General features: G+C 38.7%; 18 protein-coding genes. 10 read left to right on the top strand and 8 right to left on the bottom strand.

Features of this window, described 5'->3' with window-relative positions; all coding sequences use genetic code 11:
* Positions 1–217: 217 nt before the first annotated feature.
* Positions 218–3,751 (top strand): gliding motility-associated C-terminal domain-containing protein, encoded by a 3,534-nt coding sequence (locus HDC90_RS06470; RefSeq protein ID WP_184465038.1) that lies wholly within the window; start codon positions 218–220, stop codon positions 3,749–3,751.
* Here the strand turns inward: HDC90_RS06470 and HDC90_RS06465 are convergent.
* On the bottom strand, positions 3,748–4,758 hold the full coding sequence (locus tag HDC90_RS06465) for a type IX secretion system membrane protein PorP/SprF (protein ID WP_184465036.1): 1,011 nt from the start codon (positions 4,756–4,758) through the stop codon (positions 3,748–3,750). The genes HDC90_RS06470 and HDC90_RS06465 overlap by 4 nt on opposite strands.
* A gap of 281 nt (positions 4,759–5,039) precedes the next feature.
* Between HDC90_RS06465 and HDC90_RS06460 the strand changes: the two genes are divergently transcribed.
* The 4 genes from HDC90_RS06460 to HDC90_RS06445 all read left to right on the top strand — a co-directional run bounded on the left by HDC90_RS06460 (position 5,040) and on the right by HDC90_RS06445 (position 10,042).
* Positions 5,040–7,931: a DEAD/DEAH box helicase gene (locus tag HDC90_RS06460; protein WP_184465034.1), complete on the top strand. Its 2,892-nt coding sequence runs from the start codon at positions 5,040–5,042 to the stop codon at positions 7,929–7,931.
* 241 nt (positions 7,932–8,172) lie between these two features.
* Positions 8,173–8,490, top strand: a complete 318-nt coding sequence (locus HDC90_RS06455) for a DUF2892 domain-containing protein (protein WP_184465033.1) — start codon at positions 8,173–8,175, stop codon at positions 8,488–8,490.
* A gap of 64 nt (positions 8,491–8,554) precedes the next feature.
* Positions 8,555–9,337, top strand: coding sequence for a DUF1080 domain-containing protein (locus HDC90_RS06450; RefSeq protein ID WP_184465031.1), 783 nt, complete (start codon positions 8,555–8,557; stop codon positions 9,335–9,337).
* 108 nt (positions 9,338–9,445) lie between these two features.
* Positions 9,446–10,042 carry a TMEM175 family protein gene (locus tag HDC90_RS06445; protein ID WP_184465029.1) on the top strand — a complete coding sequence of 199 codons (597 nt, stop codon included), beginning with the start codon at positions 9,446–9,448 and terminating at the stop codon, positions 10,040–10,042.
* On the opposite strand, the gene aat is transcribed toward HDC90_RS06445, so the two are convergent.
* Entirely contained in the window at positions 10,039–10,671 is a 633-nt protein-coding gene (gene aat, locus HDC90_RS06440) for a leucyl/phenylalanyl-tRNA--protein transferase (protein ID WP_184465027.1), read from the bottom strand. The two genes, HDC90_RS06445 and aat, sit on opposite strands and share 4 nt — an antisense overlap.
* Before the next feature lie 73 nt (positions 10,672–10,744).
* Between aat and HDC90_RS06435 the strand changes: the two genes are divergently transcribed.
* Together HDC90_RS06435 and HDC90_RS06430 are read left to right on the top strand one after the other, a co-directional pair.
* A complete protein-coding gene (locus HDC90_RS06435; protein WP_184465025.1) occupies positions 10,745–12,187 on the top strand; it encodes a DUF1800 family protein in 1,443 nt (480 codons plus the stop codon).
* Between the two features lie 133 nt (positions 12,188–12,320).
* Entirely contained in the window at positions 12,321–13,520 is a 1,200-nt protein-coding gene (locus tag HDC90_RS06430) for a DUF1501 domain-containing protein (RefSeq protein WP_184465023.1), read from the top strand.
* A 134-nt stretch (positions 13,521–13,654) separates the two neighbouring features.
* Here the strand turns inward: HDC90_RS06430 and HDC90_RS06425 are convergent, their stop codons facing one another.
* Positions 13,655–14,008: a hypothetical protein gene (locus tag HDC90_RS06425; RefSeq protein ID WP_184465021.1), complete on the bottom strand. Its 354-nt coding sequence runs from the start codon at positions 14,006–14,008 to the stop codon at positions 13,655–13,657.
* Positions 14,009–14,114: 106 nt separating this feature from the next.
* Here HDC90_RS06425 and HDC90_RS06420 point away from each other — a divergent pair, with 106 nt between their 5' ends.
* The gene (locus tag HDC90_RS06420; protein ID WP_029274540.1) at positions 14,115–14,483 is read left to right on the top strand and encodes a YccF domain-containing protein; all 369 of its coding nucleotides are present in this window, start codon (positions 14,115–14,117) and stop codon (positions 14,481–14,483) included.
* 318 nt (positions 14,484–14,801) lie between these two features.
* On the opposite strand, the gene HDC90_RS06415 is transcribed toward HDC90_RS06420, so the two are convergent.
* Positions 14,802–15,776, bottom strand: a complete 975-nt coding sequence (locus HDC90_RS06415) for an App1 family protein (protein WP_184465020.1) — start codon at positions 15,774–15,776, stop codon at positions 14,802–14,804.
* 57 nt (positions 15,777–15,833) lie between these two features.
* Here HDC90_RS06415 and HDC90_RS06410 point away from each other — a divergent pair, with 57 nt between their 5' ends.
* The gene (locus HDC90_RS06410; protein WP_184465018.1) at positions 15,834–16,706 is read left to right on the top strand and encodes a diacylglycerol kinase family protein; all 873 of its coding nucleotides are present in this window, start codon (positions 15,834–15,836) and stop codon (positions 16,704–16,706) included.
* Here HDC90_RS06410 and HDC90_RS06405 read toward each other — a convergent pair.
* Complete coding sequence (locus tag HDC90_RS06405) at positions 16,695–17,084, bottom strand: hypothetical protein (RefSeq protein WP_184465016.1); 390 nt, start codon at positions 17,082–17,084, stop codon at positions 16,695–16,697. The genes HDC90_RS06410 and HDC90_RS06405 overlap by 12 nt on opposite strands.
* A gap of 80 nt (positions 17,085–17,164) precedes the next feature.
* Here HDC90_RS06405 and HDC90_RS06400 point away from each other — a divergent pair, with 80 nt between their 5' ends.
* A complete protein-coding gene (locus tag HDC90_RS06400) occupies positions 17,165–17,599 on the top strand; it encodes an energy transducer TonB (protein ID WP_184465014.1) in 435 nt (144 codons plus the stop codon).
* A gap of 3 nt (positions 17,600–17,602) precedes the next feature.
* Here the strand turns inward: HDC90_RS06400 and HDC90_RS06395 are convergent, their stop codons facing one another.
* From HDC90_RS06395 to HDC90_RS06385, 3 genes are all read right to left on the bottom strand, one after another.
* Positions 17,603–18,256 (bottom strand): TonB family protein, encoded by a 654-nt coding sequence (locus HDC90_RS06395; protein ID WP_184465012.1) that lies wholly within the window; start codon positions 18,254–18,256, stop codon positions 17,603–17,605.
* Between the two features lie 113 nt (positions 18,257–18,369).
* The gene (locus tag HDC90_RS06390) at positions 18,370–19,056 is read right to left on the bottom strand and encodes a peptidoglycan DD-metalloendopeptidase family protein (RefSeq protein WP_184465010.1); all 687 of its coding nucleotides are present in this window, start codon (positions 19,054–19,056) and stop codon (positions 18,370–18,372) included.
* 6 nt (positions 19,057–19,062) lie between these two features.
* On the bottom strand, positions 19,063–19,692 hold the full coding sequence (locus HDC90_RS06385; RefSeq protein WP_184465008.1) for a hemolysin III family protein: 630 nt from the start codon (positions 19,690–19,692) through the stop codon (positions 19,063–19,065).
* Positions 19,693–19,697: the final 5 nt, after the last annotated feature.

Here is a 19,697-nt window from a genome sequence, read left to right as displayed (position 1 = left end):
ACAAGTTTTTAAGGCATTCTGATTTCAGGATGCCTTTTTTATTTTTAGGCTAACTCACAAAATAGTATTATCATTTGACTTTGCAATTGAAGCAATAAAACAAGCATAGGTCTGGCTAGCTTCTTAGTTATTTTTCAGAAAAATAGTGTATGTTTTTTTCATTAAAACGCTAGCCACTAAATAGTTTATTTGTATTTTGGCTGCACCAAACAATTTTATGCGCTTCCCAAAACTGTTAGCCCTATTTGTCGGCTTATTTTTCTGCAATAATATCTACGCCCAAACTTACGTGGTAACCAGCAATGCTGATAGCGGACCGGGAACATTAAGGGAAGCATTAACACAAGCAGCTATCGCAAATAGGATAACTACTTTTACCATTAACTTTAATTTACCGGGTACACCTAGCGACAATGCTAACCGCACCATCAGGTTGCGTACGGCCTTGCCCGCAGTATCATCAAATGTAATAATCGATGGTACTTCTCAAATTGCCTGGCCTGCACTCGGTGTTTCTGGCGCAAAAGTAATCCTGGAACCCGAATACACAAACAGTACTTTTTCAGGTTTGGTTATTGGCCAATTTGCCTCAACGCAGGTTCAAACCACTGGCGTTGAGATTTATGGTTTATACATTCGAAATTTCGCAACAGTCACCAACCTTCAAAATGTAAACATGGGTCAGGGATCGGGTATTGTGCTCGATTACCGCGCCAACAATATTACCATCGGGGCGCCAGGAAAAGGAAACGTAATAGGAGGTAATATTAACGGCATCGTTATCCAGAACAATTATTTCTACAGTACCATAGCAGCCACCAAAATAAAAATCCAATCAAATTTAATCGGGGTAATTTATGATGGAATTACACCGAACACCAATGTAATAGGAATATCGGCCAGCTTGTACGATTCGGCCTTGGATATTGGAGGCGATGGTGCAGGTGAAGGCAACGTAATTGCCGCAAACCGGATTAATGTGGATATCACCCGATCATCCTACTCTACCAATGCCCGCTTTGATATCAATGTGATCAACAATAAAATCGGGGTTGATTATACAGGCAAAAAAGATTTTCATGAATTGCCGATCTTTCTTTCCTCATCCTCACTAGAAATTGCAGGTTTAAAGGTTAATGCGATAAATACAGCACTTTATGTGCGCAACAATATTATCGGCGGAAACAGAACTACAGGGATTTCGATCACTAATTCAGACTTTATTTTAACGGGTAATGCCGTTGGTACCGATGCTGCCGGAGTAGTAGTGATGAGTAACGGAATTGGCGTAAAAATAGAAGCAGGTGCAGGGGGGACCATCGGGGGCGCAACACCAGCCGAAGCAAACTTAATTGCCAATAACAATTTCGGTGTCGAAACGGTATCTTCAAAGCCTGTAAAAATTACCAAGAACAGTTTCTTTTGCAACAAGACATTCGGTATCGGAAAAACATTATCTATCCTTCAACCCTATATTCAGGTATTGAAAAAAAGAAATGATTATGTCTCGGGCAAGGCCACACCCAACTCAGAAGTAGAATTATTTTACACCGTAAATTGTCAAGGCATCTGTGAAGGTAAAACCTATATTGCAACAGTACAAGCTGGTAGTGATGGCCGCTGGGAATACAACGGAAACCTAATCGGAATGGTTACCGCAACAGCCAGTTTATTAAATGCCACCACCTCTCCTTTCTCTACTGCTGAACTATTACCAAACGAGGCTATAATAGAACCCGTAACCTGTAGCACCAATGGATCAATCACTATTCCAGAACCACGCGAGGGCTTTACCTTTAGCTGGGTAAAAATAGAAACTGATGGCAGCCGGGTACCCAAAGGGAATACACAAAGCATTACCAATTTAGAAGTTGGTACTTATGAGATCACCGTTGATGATGGCTGTAAAGCTTTTGCTTCTGTATTCATCATCAAAGATCAGAAATTAACCAAACCTATCATCCAACCGATTTCACCTGTATGCGGGCAAACCTCTTTTACCTTTACCGCAGAAGTTTTACGAGGGAAAGGTGTATTAAAATACGAGTGGATAAATACCGCAACAAATGCCGTGGTAAGCAGAAATAACCCAGCTAGTTTGCCAGAAGGCACTTACTTCGTAAAAGTATCGGATGAGGCAAACTGCTCATTAGATTCTGATCCGATTACAGTTAAAAGGAAACCAAAAATTATTATCACCAGCACTACGCCTCCAAAACATGCCACCTGCGGTAGTCAAAACGGAGCAATAAAAGGCTTAAAAATTACAGATTTTACAGGAACTATAACCTATAAATGGTATAAACCAGATCCAATCACAGGTGCATTAGGTGATATCATTGGATCAGCATTGGATTTAGAAAATGTTGAAGGTGGCAATTATACCCTAGTAGTATCTGATGAAGGAGAATGTCCGTCTACTTCTGCTTCTTATTTTATCATTACCGATAATACCATCCAGATCAGCGATGCTTCAATTAGAAAAAATGTAACCTGTAATAGCGACAATGGCGCTTTGGGTGGAATTACATTAACTGATGCTGATGGTTACGAATGGATCGGGCCAGACGGAATCACTATTAAAAAAGGCACCTACTCTGTCGGAACATCTTTATTAATCGAAAACCTAAAGCCTGGTTCTTACAGGCTATGGGCAAGTAACAGCAGGTCTTCTTGTCCACGGGTATCGAAAGATTTTGTAGTAACAGCCATTGCTCCTCCTGTTTATGCCTTTTCTCATCGCGAATCACCAACTACCTGCGGGTTGATCAATGGAAGTATCGACTTAGATTTTAGCTCTGCGCTTCCATACCGATACGAATGGAAAGATCAGGCAGGCAACGTCATTTCGAGCACCAAAACAATCAATTCCATTTCCCTTAAAAATTTACCGGGAGGTACTTATACTATGTACGCTTATGACATTAATAACTGTGCTCCTTTTATTATTGGCCCGTATACAATAGATGTTACACCGTTGCTAACCATTGTGCCTAAAACCGGGACCCTGGTTAAAGATGGCTGTACTTTACAGAGAGGTTCTGTTAAAGGCATACAGGTAATCGGTGGTATTCCAGCTTACGACTTTAAATGGATAAACGAAGCAGGTGAAGCTGTTCAGTACACCCAAGATCTAATTAATGTTGGCGCAGGCACCTATCGCTTAGAAGTAAAAGATAAAACATCTTGTGGTTATGCCATCAGCGAGGCTTATACAGTAGTTGACGAACCTTTTAAAATTATAGCTCCGATCATTAACGACCTACGCGTTTGTTATGTATCGGATATTGTTTTGCCTGTAATTGCTCCTGAAGAAGGAACCTACCAACTCTTTGAAAAAACTGATGATACGAAGCCTTTTTTAGAAAACACCAACGGAGTATTCAAATTTAAGGTTGCCAAAACGGCCGATTATTTTGTGAGGAGAAAACTAGGTTCTTGTACAAGCGAGTTTACCAAGGTACATGTAGAAGTAACACACGATAACCTGGAAGTTACTAACACCATGACCCCAAATGGAGATGGTATGAACGATGTATGGCAAGTGAGGGGCTTACCCGATTTTAAGGGCACCAACATCAAAATCTACACCCGCGGTGGTCAGTTGGTTTACGAATCAATCGGCAATTATACCAAACCATTTGACGGCCGTTTTAGGGATAAAGAATTACCAGCAGGTGTTTATTATTATGTAATCGATTTGAGGGCAGAATGTAAACCACTGGGCGGTAGCATAACACTTTTACGCTAAAACTGCCTGCTTGGGCAGGCTACCTGATAGCGGTTATTTAATAAAATGCCTAATACAATTTCGTGGGTACCATTATTTACAGAGCGCAAAGCTGAAGTATTTACATCGTATGAATAACTGAGGTTAACAAGTGCAGCGATATTGAAACCCGCCAAAAGTGAAAAGGAGTCGTTGTTGCGAAAACTGGTTCCCACCCAGAATTTATCCTTATAGGCAAATTTTAAATTGGCATCGAAAGTAGCTGGCGAATTAACCCAATAAGAAATTAAACCAGAAGGAATCATTGCGATATCCTCATCCAGAAATATTTTATATCCCCCCGTTCCGTAAAAAGTAGCCGCCTGGTATGGACTGGTTTTAACTTGACTATTTACAATACTGCTTTTATTTCCAACCAGCTGTTTTGCTGAAACACCCACAAAAAACCTTGGACTATATAACCAAATACCTGCGCCAATATCAGGTCTTATTTTGTTGTTATAATCAGCGGAGAATAAAGGATCACCCGACTCATCGGCTATAATACCGCGCACATCAACACTAATTGATTTAAATCCGCCAGATAAACCAACTGATAAATTTACTTCGTTTGTAATGCCTAAATGGTATGCATAGGTTAAATTCACATTCGTCTGCCGAACTAAACCCGCCTTATCAGTCATGGCTACCAGACCAATTCCGTGGTGAGGTTCGGCTGCGGTGTAGCTGTTTACAAAACTTCTGCTCATTGGGTTGTCTCCATTTCCGGCAAATGAATTTACATTGCTCCGCACAAAATCTTCGCCAATAGCAGTGCTTAAAGAAAGGTATTGTGTACTTGGCGCACCTTCTAAACCGCTCCATTGTTTGCGTAAACCTATTTTTAAATCTGTATAATTATCTATTCCCGATAATGCAGGGTTCAACAAAATATTGTTAAAAATATATTGGGTACTCCGGGGGATTTCTTGCGCATAGCTACAAAAGAATAAGCAGGCAAGCACAGAGAGCGCGTAAAAAAATTTCATTTAAACCTTAATAGATGCGTTAATCGATTGATATTAAAAAACCTATCAATACAAAGGCTAAGATAATAAGTTGTAGTCAATTATAAAGTAATTATTTATCTGCCTACTACTTTCAATTAGACTCCCATCCAATAGTAGCAATTAACCGTTCTTTTAAATTCCGATAAAAAAACTGATAATTTTTATCCCAAAAACAGTTACTTCTTTTTGATGTGATCTCAAAATATTGTAAGTTTAAAGTTTTTTAAGCGCTTAGCTTAGAAAAATTTTTATCTCCATCAATGTTACGTGTCGATAGTTCTAAAGCCTGTAAAATAGTGTACTCTTTGTGCAAACATGAGTACTTGGGCTATTTAATTGAACCTCACGTTGTTCAGCTTAATCCACAGGGGGATTTTTCTTTTACTTACCAACGGATTTTTACGCATACTGCAGAAGAATTTAATGCCTGTTTAAGTGATATTGATTATAAGCTGATCAAGATTTTAGATGACATTGAGCAAGACTCGCTGATTAAAAAATATTATAAAAAACTAATCAGGCCAACTGAGTTTTTCACCAAAATTTTCGACAATAAATTTTACGAAAATGTTCGCCCCAAAATCGAAAAAAAACTTGCAGAAGCTTTAGAGCTTTTAAAGGTAAAGAACGAACTTTATGTGATGGATAAAGATGGCTGGCCTGTAGAACGAAAGATCGAACTGGCTAATGAGCCTGCATCTATTCTTTTTCATTTCCGAAGGAACGAAACTGAAACCCGTTATTTCCCAACCATCAAATATCAGAACCTGCGCATCGAATTTATGTTTAAAGAAGCGCAGATCATCAGCAACAAACCCGCCTGGTTACTGCTTAACGATGTATTGTACTTTTTTGATCAGGATATTGAAGGAAAAAAACTGCAGCCCTTTTTAAATAAACGCTTTATTGCTATACCCAAAACAACTGAAGCCACTTATTTCGAAAAGTTTGTTGCCCCTTTAATAGAGAAACACCATGTGTATGCCGAAGGTTTCGAAATCAGAACCGAACAATTTGAAGCTATACCCGTAATTAAAGTTCTGTATGTAGATGGCGGACTTTCTCAGATTCAGTTGTACTTTAAATACGGCGAATATACTTTCCCTGTAGAAAATGCACATAAAGTAACTGTACGTTTAGAAAAAACAGCCGATAATTATATTTTCCACCGTATCAAACGTTCTGCAGAGTGGGAGAAAAAACAGTTCAATTTACTGTTATCATTAGGACTAAAAAAGACGAGTTCTTTATTCAGCAACCTGGAAGTAATTTCAGCTGATGAAAACCCGAGTTATGCGGCAATTAACTGGGTAAATGAACATATTGAACTTTTAGAAGCGGCAGGTTACGAAATTGAACAGGCAACAGGCCAGAAAAAATTCGTTTTCGGCGCGAGTAAAATAGATCTTGAAGTTAAAGAAGGAAACGATTGGTTCGATATCCATGCCGTGGTATGGTTTGGGAAGTACCAGATTCCTTTTCTTTCACTAAAGCAACATATTCTACACAAAAAGCGTGAATTTTTATTGCCTGATGGCGAAGTGGCCATTATTCCCGATAAATGGTTTACGCAATATGGCAGTTTGTTCAGTTTGGCCGAGGCCGGAAAAACGCTAAAATTAAAGAAACACCATATCGGTCTCATTAATGATTTGGCTGAAGATAGCCTGGCTAATGTTACGCTTGAACGCAAGTTACAGCGATTATCAGACTTTGAGGATATTGCCGATACGCAGATGCCTGTTCATTTTAAAGGCAGTTTACGCGATTACCAGAAAGCCGGTTATAACTGGTTCAGCTTTTTACGCGAATACAATTTCGGTGGTTGTTTAGCCGACGATATGGGATTGGGTAAAACCATCCAAACATTGGCCATGCTGCAAAAGGTGAAAGAAGATGACCAATTGCTCGAAACGCAAACAACCTCCCTTATCATCATGCCTACCTCTTTAATTTACAACTGGTTAACAGAGGCTAAAAAATTTACACCAAAGCTTAAAATACTGGCACATACAGGTACCAACCGAAATAAAGATGTTGCCAATTTTGCCAATTACGATATTATCATTACCACTTATGGTGTAACCAGAGTAGATATAGACGAACTCAAAAACTTTTATTTCAACTACATTATTCTGGATGAAAGTCAGAACATTAAAAACCCTGCTTCCAAATCTTTTAAAGCCGTTAGAAGCTTAAAATCGAAGCACAAACTGATTTTGAGCGGTACACCTGTAGAAAATTCGGTGAGTGATTTGTGGTCGCAGTTAACTTTTTTAAACCCTGGTTTATTAGGTACGCAGGCATTTTTCTACGAAGAATATGTGCAAGCGATAGAAAAGAAAAAGGACGAAGAAAAAGCGCGTAAACTTCAATCTATTATCAAGCCTTTTGTACTCCGCAGAACAAAAGAGCAGGTGGCAGCAGAATTACCACCTAAAACAGAACAGGTAATATACTGCGACATGAGTGAAGATCAGGCCGCTTATTACGAAAAAACGAAATCGGCCTACCGCAACGATTTATTGCAAAGTATGGACGATGGAACTTTTGCACAGAAACAGGTGCAGCTTTTACAAGGATTAACCGCTTTACGCCAACTGGCCAACCATCCCATAATGATTGATGGCACCTATGTTTCAGACTCTGGAAAGTTCGAAAATGTAATCCATACACTGGATAATGTACTTAAAGGAGGCCATAAGGTTTTGGTATTTTCTCAGTTTGTAAAACACCTGGATATCTTTAAAAAGCATTTTGAAGAGGAGAATATTCCATTTGCTTATTTGGATGGCGCAACCCGTAACCGCGGCGAGATCGTTTCTGAATTTCAGCAGAATACCGAGCTAAAGGTTTTCTTAATTTCAATAAAAGCTGGTGGCGTGGGTTTAAACCTAACCCAGGCCGACTATGTTTTTATCCTCGACCCCTGGTGGAACCCTGCAGTAGAGCAACAAGCTATTGATAGAACGCACCGTATTGGTCAGGATAAAAAGGTTTTCATTTATAAATTTATTGCAAAAGATACCGTTGAAGAGAAAATATTAGCCTTACAGAACCGTAAAAAATCGCTGGCGAACTCTTTAATTACAACTGAAGAAAGTTTCTTTAAATCGTTAAGTAAAGAAGATATACGCGATATACTGAATTAAAGTCGCTACAGGCGATCGATTCATCAGTTCATTGGTTACTATACCCATATCAATACGTTGAATTTTGGAGTAAGGACTTTGAGCATCATCCAGAACTTGTTTAAGGATCTTACTAACCCAAATAGGTGCTGAAACAAGTTCAGCATGACGATATTGATTGATAGTACCGCTACAATTAAATTTCTTTTCAAAACTCATTTCCTTCTTACTTGTTATACTGTAGAACGTAAATTTTACCATCATGACAAATCAAGATTTTAATACTGCAATAAACAATGTTAAAGAAGCCTGGAAGTACCCAGAATTATTCGAAAACGTTTCGAAGTCTGAGCGTTGGTTATCTGGCGCCGCAGGAACATATTTACTTTTTAAAGGTATCACCAGTATTTTTTCGCATCCTGTAATTGGCCTAACCGGTGCAGCAATTGGTGCAGGATTACTGTACCGCGGTATTACCGGCTATTGCCCTATGCGCGATTTAGCTGAGCAACGAAAAGAAGACATTGCTCCTGATGAGGTAATTATAAGTGAAACGTATGTTGTGGATGATTTAGGGTAAAATTTTAAATACCAGTTTCCATTTCTTAATAAACTGGTTAACTTTAAAAAGTTAAACCACAATTATGAACAAGTACACACTATTATTTATTCCTGCTCTTTTTGCAGGGCAAGCTATGGCACAAGATAAAAAACCAGATCCTGCCAATGACCCAAAAACAACCGAGGTTTGGGAACCCGTTCCTAAAATTGTTACGCCAGGTAAATTACCTCAAGATGCACCATCTGATGCAACAATTCTTTTTAATGGCAGAAACCTGGACGCATGGCATTCAGTTAAAGATCCTTCGAAACCAGCAGCCTGGACTATAGACGATGGGTTTTTCACCGTAAAAAAAGGGACTGGAAACATTGAAACGAATAAAAAGTTTACTGATTATCAGTTACATCTTGAGTGGAAAATTCCTGAAAACATATCGGGCGAAGGTCAGGCGCGTGGAAACAGTGGCGTATTTTTAGCCTCAACTGGCGGTGGCGATGATGGTTATGAAATCCAGATTTTAGATGTTTATAACAACAAAACTTATGTAAATGGACAAACAGGCAGTGTTTATAAACAAGCAATTCCTTTAGCTAATGCCAACAAAAAACCAGGCGAATGGCAATATTACGATATCATTTGGAATGCGCCACGTTTTAACGAAGATGGAACAGTACAAAAACCAGCAAGTGTTACCGTATTTCTAAACGGTGTGCTTTTACAGAACGGATTTGTATTAAAGGGTGCGACCAGGTATATTGGTACGCCTGAATATAAAAAACATGGCCCTTCTTCAATCAAATTACAAGATCACGGCGACCCAAGTCCTGCAATCAGTTACAGGAATATCTGGGTAAGAGAATTATAATTTCAACAAAACAACAATAAGGAACCTGTAGGCCAAAAGCTTGCAGGTTTTGTTTTATAAGATAATTTCATTGATAATTGTATCAGATTAATAACGGTGATTTTTTTTATGAACAAAGGCAGATTAGAAGCATTTAGTGATGGGGTAATTGCAATTATCATTACCATTATGGTTTTAGAAATCAAGGTACCCGAGCATGGCGATACCTTAACCAGCTTAAAACCGCTTATTCCCAAATTTATCAGCTACATTTTAAGTTTCACCTATGTGGGTATTTACTGGAATAACCATCATCACCTGATGCATGCAGTTAAAAAAGTGAGCGGGTCAATGTTATGGGCTAATTTAAACTTGCTTTTTTGGTTATCTCTTTTCCCAGTTACAGCAGGATGGATGGGTGAAAACCATTTCACCTTTTGGCCAGTTGTAGCTTATGGTGTAGTATTATTTTTAGCAGCCATTGCTTATTTAATTTTGGTTATTATAATAAAGAAAACCGAAGGTGCCCATTCGCTGGTAGTTGAAGCAATAGGTAATGATAGTAAAGGAAAAATTTCTTTAGTTTTTTATGCACTCGGAATAGGCCTCAGCTTTATAAATCCTTGGATTGGCTGTTCAATGTATGTAATTGTTGCAGCCATTTGGTTCATACCCGATACCCGGATCGAACGGGCTATTCATCAATCGTTAGAGAATAAAGACTAGTCCATTGTCAAAATATGCATAAATGTCTCTCGCGGTATCATTTCGGCACCTAAGCTCGTTAAATGATCGTTCGGCAGCTGACAATCAATTAAATCGATATTCATTCTACTTAAAAAAATCAATGCTGCTTTTGAGGCATTACTTACATGGCTAAACATACTTTCGCCACAAAAAACGCGGTTTACTTTTAAGCCATATAAACCTCCGACCAATTTATCCTCCAGCCAAACCTCTACACTGTGCGCATAACCCTGCTGGTGCAAGCTAATGTAAGCCCCTTGCATTTCGTTGGTAATCCAGGTGCCATCCTGCCCTTTCCTCTCGATAGTTGCACAATTGCGGATTACATCAGCAAAAGCTTGATCAAAGGTGATCTTGAAAACTTGCTGATTTAAAATTTTCTGCATGCTTTTACTGATTTTGATCTTATCAGGATAAATCACACAACGTTCGTGTGGCGAATACCAGAGAATTGGTTCGCCTTCGCTAAACCATGGAAATATACCATTAGAATAGGCAATTAACAGTCGCTCCGTACTTAAATCTCCTCCAATGGCCAATAACCCATCCTCTTCTGCCAAAGCCGGGTCTGGAAAGCCTGGGTTATCGTCTAATAACTGAAAAAACATAAACAAAAATAAGAAAGAAAACAAAGATTAAACCCTGGCGTTTTAAATATGTCATACTGTAAAACAGTTCATTATGAGTGCAAAAGATAATTTCATAAAAGTAAAACATCTTTACAACCGGGCAGGTTTCGGCATTTCTTATGCAGACCTACAAAAATTAAGCAAGAAAAACCTCACGAAGGTGGTAGACAACCTGCTTAAAGATTCTCAAAAAAACGATCCGATTAATTTAGTGAACGATTACGAATCGAGACGGCAGCTTTTGGTCCAGGCAGGCTTATACTCAAAAAAAGAATTAACCGATGAAGAAAAGAAAATGCGTCAGGAGATTATACGTGAACAAAACGAAGTAAGCCGCGATCTGAACATTGCCTTCATTACAAAAATGATCAATACCGATGCTCCGTTAAAGGAAAAGATGACCCTTTTTTGGCATGGCCACTTTGCTTGCCGCAGCAACAACCCATTTTTTGCCCAACAATTAAACAACATCCAAAGAACAAATGCCCTCGGCAGCTTTAAAACCTTATTGGTTGAGGTTTCCAAGTCGCCTGCAATGCTTCAATACCTAAATAACCAGCAAAATAGAAAAGGTAAACCAAATGAGAACTTCGCGCGCGAGCTCATGGAACTCTTTACCCTGGGGAGGGGAAATTATACCGAGCAAGACATTAAAGAATCTGCCCGCTCATTTACCGGCTGGATGTACGACAAAGACGGTTCGTTTATTTTCAGGCAAAACCTGCACGATACCGGAACAAAAACCTTTTTCGGTAAAATCGGGAATTTTGAAGGCGAAAACATCATCGATATTATTCTCGAAAAACCAGAAACTGCACAATTTATCGCCAGGAAAGTATATAAATTCTTTGTAAACGATAACCCTAATGAGGATCATATTAAAGAGCTTGCCACACATTTTTACAACTCGAAATACGACATCGCCTCAATGATGAAAAAACTGTTTATTTCTGATTGGTTTTATAGCCCGGAGAACGTAGGCACAAAGATTAAATCACCTGCCGAATTTTTGGTGGGTTTAAGTCGTGAGTTTTATGTTACCTATAATAAGCCCCAGGTTTTAATCCAGCTACAAAGCAGTTTAGGGCAATATTTATTTAATCCACCCAATGTTGCAGGTTGGCCTGGCGGACAAAGTTGGATTGATAGTTCATCGTTAATGTTGAGAATGCGGATTCCCTCGCTTGTTTTAAATGACGGAGAAATTGATTTTAGTGGCAAAGCCGATCCTGAAGACGAAGCCGTAATAGCCCTGAGTCGGACAGCAACTACCAAAGCAAATGCAGATATGAAAGCAAAATCGTATGTAAATGCAAATGCAAACTGGCCTAAATTTTTAAACACCTTACCAAAAGGATTAACGCCGTTAGCGCTAACTGAATTTCTATTGCAACCGAAATTAAACGATAAAATTACGACCATGGTGAGTGATAATAAGGGCCTGCGGAGTACAGCAGTCGAAATTACCAGTATGCCCGAGTATCAGTTGTGCTAAATGAATATTGATTGATGGTTTGATGGGCTCATGGCTGATAACCGTTTCGCTAAATGTCCAGGCCATCAGCAATAACTATTGATCAATGAACAAATGAAGCACCAAGCCAAAAACACCCTTAACTACTAACAAGATGAACAGAAGAAATTTTTTAAGAAATACAGGATTTGTTGCAGCAGGTTCGCTATTCGTTCCGGCTTTTATGAAACCACTTGAGGCCATGGCACTTGATGAGCTGAGCCTCTATAAAAACCTGGTTGTAGTCCAGCTTTCTGGCGGAAATGATGGTCTAAACACGGTTATTCCATTTGGAAACGACATTTACTACCAAAAAAGAAATAGTATTGCCATTAAACCTGAAGAGGTAATTAAACTGAATAACATGCAGGGCTTAAACCCGAACATGGCTGCCCTGCAAGAAATTTACGACCAAGGCTGGATGACCATCATTAACGATGTGGGCTACCCTAATCCCGATCGATCCCATTTCCGTTCGATGGATATTTGGCAAACCGGTAGCGATAGCAATCAATTCTTATCAACTGGATGGATTGGTCGTTATTTAGACAGCAATTGCCAAACCTGTAAATTCCCTTATACCGCGATAGAGGTAGACGATTCACTTTCTTTGGCCATGAAAGGCCAGACTAAAAAAGGAATTGCATTAAAAGATCCTGCAACTTTGTTCCGCAATACAAACGATCCGTTTTTTAAGGCTATGTTGCAGAATGATAAGGAACATTTAGACGAAGATAATTTGGGCTATCTGTACAAAACCATGATCGAAACATCATCATCAGCCAATTATATTCAGAATACTTCCAAAATTTATCAATCGAAATCTACCTACCCAGCTTCGGGTTTTGCAAATCAGCTAAAAACGGTTTCTAAATTTATTTCTTCAGGGTTAAAAACCAGGGTTTACTATGTTTCATTAAGCGGTTTCGATACACATGTGAATCAAACCGGCCAGCAAGGCAATCTACTTAAACAATATAGCGAAGGAATGGCTGCTTTTTTGAAAGATCTAAAATCAAACAATAAGCTTGAAGATACTTTGGTAATTACCTTCTCAGAATTTGGCCGCAGGGTAGAACAAAATGCCAGTAATGGTACCGACCACGGAACAGCAAATAATATGTTTGTTTTTGGCGGAAAATTGAAGAAACAAGGCATCTTTAATGCAGCTCCTAATTTAAGTGACTTAGATACCGGTGACTTAAAATACCAGTTGGATTTCAGGCAGGTATACGGTACCATTTTAGATAAGTGGCTGGACGTAAACAATGCTGATATCCTGAACAAAAAATTCAATACGCTCGATTTTATATAGGGATACAAGGCTGTATAACTGATTTGATTGTCATCCTGAGCCTGTCGAAAGACTACTAAATGTGTTTCGACAAGCTCAACATGACAAACTATCTGAAAAACTAAGGTTTGTAATATAGTCCTCTTAATTACAATTTATTTTCTTCTTAGCACATACACCGGTTTGTTTGAAGATTGGTCTACCTGCTCCGTATAAACACTGAACAACTCATAACCATACGCTTTCATTTTATTTACGGCATCAATGGCCGAATTAAACTCGATTTTTTTAGCATGATCATCCCTGATATATAATTCGCTATAATCACTTACCTTTTGTCCATATTCGAGCGCAATCCATTGTTTATCGGCCAAAAAACTTTTTACTGCACGAATTTGAATATAATCTACGTGGATATCGGTTAGCTTTACGCCATTTACATTTTGAGCTTTGGTGCGCGACAGCCCAAAGCACGCGACAAATGCCGCGGCAAGAATTAATTTTTTCATGTTGTGTTTCTTTTGTGTGTAATTCTAAATTACGAAGAATCCAAGTAGAATACATTAACAAGCTGTAACAAAATTCCTGTTATTAAATCTTAAACTAAAAAACATAATGAACTTTTTAGGCAATATTATCTGGATTATTTTTGGCGGCATCTTTATTTTCTTCGAATATATTATTGGAGGCCTTATCCTTTGTCTAACCATTGTGGGGATTCCTTTTGGTATCCAATGTTTTAAATTTGCCATTGTAGGCCTTGCTCCTTTTGGCGTTAAAATAACCGATACCTCATCAAACACAGGTTGCCTTTCTACCATCATGAACCTGATCTGGATTTTATGTGGCGGTTTCTGGATTGCTTTAACCCATTTGTTTTTTGGTATCCTGCTTTGCATTACCATTGTAGGTATCCCATTTGGGCGCCAGCATTTTAAATTGATGAATTTAGCCTTTACACCCTTCGGGAAATCAATTTCTTGATTTGGATAAATCTATATAGTTCTGTCATTTCGACCGCAGTGCTCCAAAGGAGCTCCTTTGGAGGAGAAATCTGTAGACATTTTTTTTTGAAAAGCAGGGTTCTGTGTTTATCGGATCCGAAAGTCCCGCCATTCGCTGTAGCCCTCATAAAAAATTCGGGGCTGTCGCTACTGTCGGGTTTATTGAACAGCAGTCAGTTCTCATGGCAAAAAACTTTGTACTTAGCCCCGATTGAATGGATGCCCACGATACTTCATCGGGGCAGGAAGAAAAGCGGGACTACCGAGACCGATGAGCACACCCTTTGCGCTCCAAAAGCTACTGGATCAATCCTGTTGATTTAGAATGTTCAATCGCTTCCTTACTTTCACTAAATAAACAAGTCCTTACATTTTTATCTTCTATTTTTTTAAGCAACAGCTTTGTTTCTACTTCTTTATCTGGACGAATATTACGGATGTATACCGCTTCGATATTTTTTGGGTACTTCTCCACTATTGTGAAATAAATTTCGGGATCATGCTGGGAGTTGTCGCCAAAGAAAACAAACTTCTGGTTGGGAAAAGCATCCAAAATTCGCATTACCCTCAATAATTTCCCTTCATGTCCTGTTTTACCTGTTTTGACTAAATCTTTCCACCGTTTTAATGTATTTAAAAGAAAAGCACCGTCAGGCAACTTGTTAAACCTAAAAGTCTCGACCAAATAATCGTAAAGGTTCCACTCGCTGCTGCTTACATAAAAAAAAGGATTGGGCTGATCTGATTCAGTATGCGACATGGCCAATTGCTGATAATGACTGGCTGCATCAGGAAAGGTTTTACGCGTATGCGGATTTTTGATAAACAATTCTCTCAACCGCCGCCCAATAGTTGCCGAATGAGAAATCATCACAGTATCATCCACATCCGAAATAAAGGCATATTGCGTAATGTGCGGTACATATACCTTACCCTCACCCGCATTTAAAACTTTCCCGTTTTTATCAACAGCTTCTACTTTAACAAAGTGCCAACCTGCAGGCACATCATATTCGGCTTTCCATTCGAACTTAAAAAAGCCATCTCCTTCGGTTTTATTGTAAATCGTTTGATCAAAAAATTGCAAACGCACCTCAACAAAGGCAAAAGGTTTTAAGATGAAGAGCTTTAAAAGGTGTGCGATATTAACAAACAAATTATTGCTGTAAACCTGCCGTGTTTTCGCCTTGCGTTTAAAAACATGACCATAAACAACCAAATTGTGTGTGTGGCCATAGCCATGATATACCTTAACACTAACAGATTTATTCATCTGTATTAAAACAGAGTTTATTAAAAGTTGTTTGTGATGTAAACCATAAGGTAACACATGAAATTATTATTCATTATCAACCCAGGCTCAGGCAGCCATGATATTAACTTGAAGGAAGTAATTTCTACCCATTTCGATACAAAAAAAACAGAGATCGATCTTTTCGAATTACCGGAACACTGCTCGTTGGAGCAGATAAAAGAAAGGATTAAAATTGCGAAGGCAGATCGTGTGGTGGCCGTTGGTGGCGATGGCACCTTAAAACTGGTTGCCGAATGTCTGTTGCATACTGAAACCCCTATCGGGATTGTGCCTGCGGGTTCGGCTAATGGGATGGCGAAAGAGTTAGGCATCCCGACTGATATTGAACTGGCTTTAGCTATTCTGGATGAAGGCCGTTTGCAAAAAATCCATGTAGTTAAACTTAATGATGAAATCTGCATCCATTTATCCGATTTAGGTTTTAATGCTTATCTGGTAAAGAAATTTGACACCCTGCCCCAACGCGGCATGTGGGGTTATGCAAAAGCTACCTGGCATGCCTTATGGAACCACAGCAGAATGGATGTGCAATTGAAACTTAAAGATGAAACAATCGCTTCTAAAGCGGCAATGGTAGCTATTGCGAACGCAACCATGTACGGTTCTGGGCTAAAGATAAATCCAGACGGAAAATTAGACGACGATCTGTTCGAAGTGGTTTTGGTAAAAGATTACTCTTATCTCGAGATCTTAAAAATATGGATCACCAAATTGCCTTTCAACCCTAAAAAGATAGAAGTATTTCAAACTACTGAGGTTAAGATTTCTTCGAAGCACAAAGCTCACTTCCAGGTTGATGGAGAATACATTGGCAGAATGAATACCGTTGAAGCAAAAATTCTTCCTGCTGCCATAACGGTGGTTTTACCTAGTGTATCAGAAGGATGAGCGGTGAATTTTAATGGTAAAATATAATCTGAAAAATTCGGCTATAAAACAGATACGGAATAAAATATCAAACCACTGTTCGCCAAGGTTTAACACTTCTGGTAAATAAGTAATAAAACCGATAGAAAATATCCATACCACCAAACGGAATGGAAACTGAATATAATAGGTAATAAAGCCGAATTTCTTAAATAAGATTAAACCCGCTACCGAAACAAAAAGCGACACAAATAAGGGCAACAATAAAACAACCTTTGCCTGCGAAAGTATCTGATCGGGGATTTCGTTCAGGTGTGTTAAAATCTGCCAAAACTGTTTTGCCAATAATGCAATGCTAATGATATCCAATAAGGCAAAAAATCTAACTGTGTTTTTCATTGTTGGCTAAATTAATCAATTTCATTATCTTCACTTAACAAAAGCTGATCAATTATTTTGTTCGAAAAAACATCCATTAAATGTTTAAATTAACGTTGTTATTTGCCTTTTTATTAACTGCTCTTAGCAATAATTCTATTGATGATGCTGTAATGAATAACAATCCTTCACATACAGATTGTGTAACGAAAAAAGATCTCCTAACAGGTAAAATGATTTACACTACATTTGATGAACCGGCAGTAAATAAAGGAGGAGTAGTTTTACTTTACCGGGCATTTGGCAAAATAAAAATCGATTCGGTACCACATGGTGCCACAACCAAATTTACCATTGCATTTGTGGTTGATGTTGATGGAAGCATTAGTGGTGAAAGAATAATTGAGGATGAGGTTGGTGGCGTAGGCGATCAGATGATTAAGATTGTAAAATCTTTTAAATGGAGCCCAGCAATGTGCAATGGAAAACAAGTTGCTTCATTGCATCAAATTCCCTTGCAGATCTGTTTACAATAATTTTTACTTACAATATTTGGCTAAATAATCATCAGCCATTTTACTCCCCATATATTTAACAAATAAAAAATCCTCACAGGCACCTTGCTTATCGCCCTGTTTTATTTTTTTTAGGGCCATTTTTATCCGGTCATCCAAATATTCATCATCAATGCCCAACTGGTTTTTAATGGCAATAATCTGAACCTCTTGTCCAGGTTTTGCCTGGTCGATGTTTTTATAGAAATTAATGACAGAGTTGGTTAAACCTTCTTCAGCCAGATAAGTACGGATTGCTTCTTGAATGGCTTCGCTTGATTTCCCTTCACAATTATAGCCTGAAAGTACGAAATTAACCGGCGCAACAATCGAAACCGTGGTATCGTAACCTGCCGGAACTTGCCATTTACCGCTGCTTAAACGCACCAATCGTAAAGCTTCTTCATCCAGGTCAGACAATATCCCTTTACTAATTTTAGAAAAATAAACCTTACCCTGGCTATTGAGCTTAAAACTCACGTTTACGGTTCCCTGGATACAATTATCTTTCGAAAACTGGGGATAGATGGTATTTTCCATTAAAAAGTTGGTAAAACCACTTTTACCCGATTTAAACTGAACCTGTCCCATAGCCAACGAGTAGCAGAAAAGCAAACAAAGGGTGAGTAGGTTTTTCATTATACTAATTTACGGTTTATTCAGGTTTAACCGCAGAGAAAGCGAAGTTTTTTGCCCCGGAGGCACGGAAAAATTACAGCTAAACTTTGTGCATTCCCTTATTTTCTTTGCGGTTAAAAGAATGTAGCTTTTAAAATCAAATTCGGGTTGGGGCAATTGGCCAGATATTTTTCCCGCTCACTAAACCTACAAACCCCAGGGTAATCGCCTTTTAATCCTTCCATATTTTTGATTAATTGGAAATGAAGATGTGGCGGCCAGTTACCGTTCTCTTCCTTTGCTCCCAATAGTGCAATTTTAGCCCCAGCAGGAATAAATCCTCCTTCTTTTAAGCCATTTAACGACGCCAAACTTAAATGCCCGTATAATGCATTAAACTTAAATCCATCTATTTCATAGGCCAAGATAATTGTTGCGCCATAATCGCCAAAATTGTTGTTATTGGCAAAGCTTTGAATGGTGGCATCGTAAAAATTGTAAATAGGTGTTCCAACTGGTCCCCAGATATCTACACCTAAATGTAGCCTGCGCGGTTCTTCTTCTGTATCAAAATGTGCACTTCGCGAATAAATGGTGCGGTGTTCGTTATATCCGCCAATTCCGTAACGGGCATTGTTTTTAGCTAGCTTTTCGTTAACCCAATAGGAAAACAGATCGGTATTGTCTAAAATTTCATCTGTTAATTCCGTATTGGCCATTGTAAAATCCAAAGGCAGAAGCCGATCGTGTTTTACATCAAAATCGACAACTTTTTGGATCAATGCAGCATTTGATTGAATAACCTGATCGAAAGTTTGCATTGGTAGCTATTTAAAGATGTATACGAAATTATAAATGTAATGCGATAAAGCCCCGCCAATTACAAACAGGTGCCATAATTCATGACTGTGCATCCATTTGAACAACTGTTTATCTTTTGCGTAATAATAAGTTCCGCCGATATAAAAAACACCCCCTAGCAATAACCAGAAAATTGCGCCAATAGGTAGCGTACCTAGCATTTTCTGCAACAAAGGCACAATTAAGCAGCCCATTAAAATATAAATAGATAAAGATATAGCGGTGCTCTTTAACCGGTTAAAGATTTTAAGCAGGCAACCTACAATAGCGATAACCCATACGATGGCAAACAAACTCCAGCGTAACCAGCCATCAAAAACCAGTAAAGCAGTTGGTGTATAAGAACCTGCTATCATCAGGTAAATGCAGCAATGATCGAATTTTTGCCAAAAACGCACACCATAATCGGTAGCCGGATAACCATGATACATGGCACTTACGCCAAAAAGGATAAAAGTGCCAATGCTATAAATCCAGGCAGCAGTATATTCAATAGGTGTATCGCATTTTTGAAGCAGTATATAGCCTGCCGGAATTGCAATTAATGCCGGTATAAAATGAGTGAAGAAATTAACGGGTTCCCTTAGCTTCCTCACAAAGA

Origin of the sequence: Pedobacter sp. AK013, from assembly GCF_014205835.1 — a bacterium.
GTDB lineage: Bacteria > Bacteroidota > Bacteroidia > Sphingobacteriales > Sphingobacteriaceae > Pedobacter.
This window is presented reverse-complemented; position numbering and strand designations above follow the sequence as displayed.

Excerpts from the sequence above, each read along its gene's own strand:
- HDC90_RS06410 (WP_184465018.1), top strand. The coding sequence starts at position 15,834 with ATGAAATTATTATTCATTATCAACCCAGGCTCAGGCAGCCATGATATT.
- HDC90_RS06390 (WP_184465010.1), bottom strand. The coding sequence starts at position 19,056 with ATGCAAACTTTCGATCAGGTTATTCAATCAAATGCTGCATTGATCCAA.
- HDC90_RS06420 (WP_029274540.1), top strand. The coding sequence starts at position 14,115 with ATGAACTTTTTAGGCAATATTATCTGGATTATTTTTGGCGGCATCTTT.
- HDC90_RS06435 (WP_184465025.1), top strand. The coding sequence starts at position 10,745 with ATGAGTGCAAAAGATAATTTCATAAAAGTAAAACATCTTTACAACCGG.
- HDC90_RS06430 (WP_184465023.1), top strand. The coding sequence starts at position 12,321 with ATGAACAGAAGAAATTTTTTAAGAAATACAGGATTTGTTGCAGCAGGT.
- aat (WP_184465027.1), bottom strand. The coding sequence starts at position 10,671 with ATGTTTTTTCAGTTATTAGACGATAACCCAGGCTTTCCAGACCCGGCT.
- HDC90_RS06465 (WP_184465036.1), bottom strand. The coding sequence starts at position 4,758 with ATGAAATTTTTTTACGCGCTCTCTGTGCTTGCCTGCTTATTCTTTTGT.
- HDC90_RS06425 (WP_184465021.1), bottom strand. The coding sequence starts at position 14,008 with ATGAAAAAATTAATTCTTGCCGCGGCATTTGTCGCGTGCTTTGGGCTG.
- HDC90_RS06400 (WP_184465014.1), top strand. The coding sequence starts at position 17,165 with ATGTTTAAATTAACGTTGTTATTTGCCTTTTTATTAACTGCTCTTAGC.
- HDC90_RS06445 (WP_184465029.1), top strand. The coding sequence starts at position 9,446 with ATGAACAAAGGCAGATTAGAAGCATTTAGTGATGGGGTAATTGCAATT.
- HDC90_RS06395 (WP_184465012.1), bottom strand. The coding sequence starts at position 18,256 with ATGAAAAACCTACTCACCCTTTGTTTGCTTTTCTGCTACTCGTTGGCT.
- HDC90_RS06455 (WP_184465033.1), top strand. The coding sequence starts at position 8,173 with ATGACAAATCAAGATTTTAATACTGCAATAAACAATGTTAAAGAAGCC.
- HDC90_RS06470 (WP_184465038.1), top strand. The coding sequence starts at position 218 with ATGCGCTTCCCAAAACTGTTAGCCCTATTTGTCGGCTTATTTTTCTGC.
- HDC90_RS06415 (WP_184465020.1), bottom strand. The coding sequence starts at position 15,776 with ATGAATAAATCTGTTAGTGTTAAGGTATATCATGGCTATGGCCACACA.
- HDC90_RS06450 (WP_184465031.1), top strand. The coding sequence starts at position 8,555 with ATGAACAAGTACACACTATTATTTATTCCTGCTCTTTTTGCAGGGCAA.
- HDC90_RS06405 (WP_184465016.1), bottom strand. The coding sequence starts at position 17,084 with ATGAAAAACACAGTTAGATTTTTTGCCTTATTGGATATCATTAGCATT.
- HDC90_RS06460 (WP_184465034.1), top strand. The coding sequence starts at position 5,040 with ATGTTACGTGTCGATAGTTCTAAAGCCTGTAAAATAGTGTACTCTTTG.